This is a genomic window from Mesorhizobium sp. P5_C1, assembly GCF_054049815.1.
Genome location: NZ_JBFULQ010001329.1, coordinates 1 through 637 on the forward strand (window position 1 = coordinate 1; position 637 = coordinate 637).

Sequence of the window (637 nt, forward strand, 5' to 3'; positions counted from 1 at the left end):
AAGGACTAGCTTGAGCTCAATCTCGGACATCGTTCTCGTTGGCGGCGGTAATATGGGGCACGCCATGGCGAGTTGTTGGATCAATGCTCCATCGCTGGCGCCGGCGAGGATTCACGTTGTCGATCCGAACAAGGCCTTCAAAGAAGCGTTCGAAGGTCGTTCCGTCCATCGATACGGCTCTCCCTGCCAACTGCCAAAGGATCTTTCGCCAGGCGCGGTCGTGTTCGCAGTCAAACCTCAGCTCATGCGTGATGTCGCGCCGCACTATCGTCGCTTCGCGTCGCGGTCGGTATTCGTAAGCGTGGCTGCGGGGATATCCATAGCGTCACTTCAGTCTATGCTTGGATCCTCGCCGATCGTACGTGCTATGCCTAATATGGCCGCATCAATCGCTAGAAGCACCAGCGTGCTGTGCCGCAATCATCATGCTTCGGATGAGCATATGTCGCTCGTCGAAACGCTTTTTGCAGCCTTGGGTACCACGCACCTCGTCGCATCGGAAGCGCTGTTGGACAAGGCAACAGCAATTGCCGGGTCCGGTCCCGCCTATGTCTTCTATTTCGTCGAATGCCTGACGAGGGCCGCGACGGAACTGGGAATCGACCCACTCCTTGCACGTGATCTTTCGAACGAGATG

Annotated in this window: 1 protein-coding gene and 1 pseudogene; both read left to right on the forward strand. The window is 56.8% G+C overall.

The window, feature by feature from the left end:
• Positions 1-64: 64 nt before the first annotated feature.
• Positions 65-253 (forward strand): annotated as a pseudogene (locus ACXJ7R_RS35645) (pyrroline-5-carboxylate reductase); the annotation flags it as partial.
• Between the two features lie 189 nt (positions 254-442).
• On the forward strand, positions 443-637 hold a 195-nt coding region (locus ACXJ7R_RS35650; protein ID WP_457155875.1), incomplete at its 3' end, for a pyrroline-5-carboxylate reductase family protein.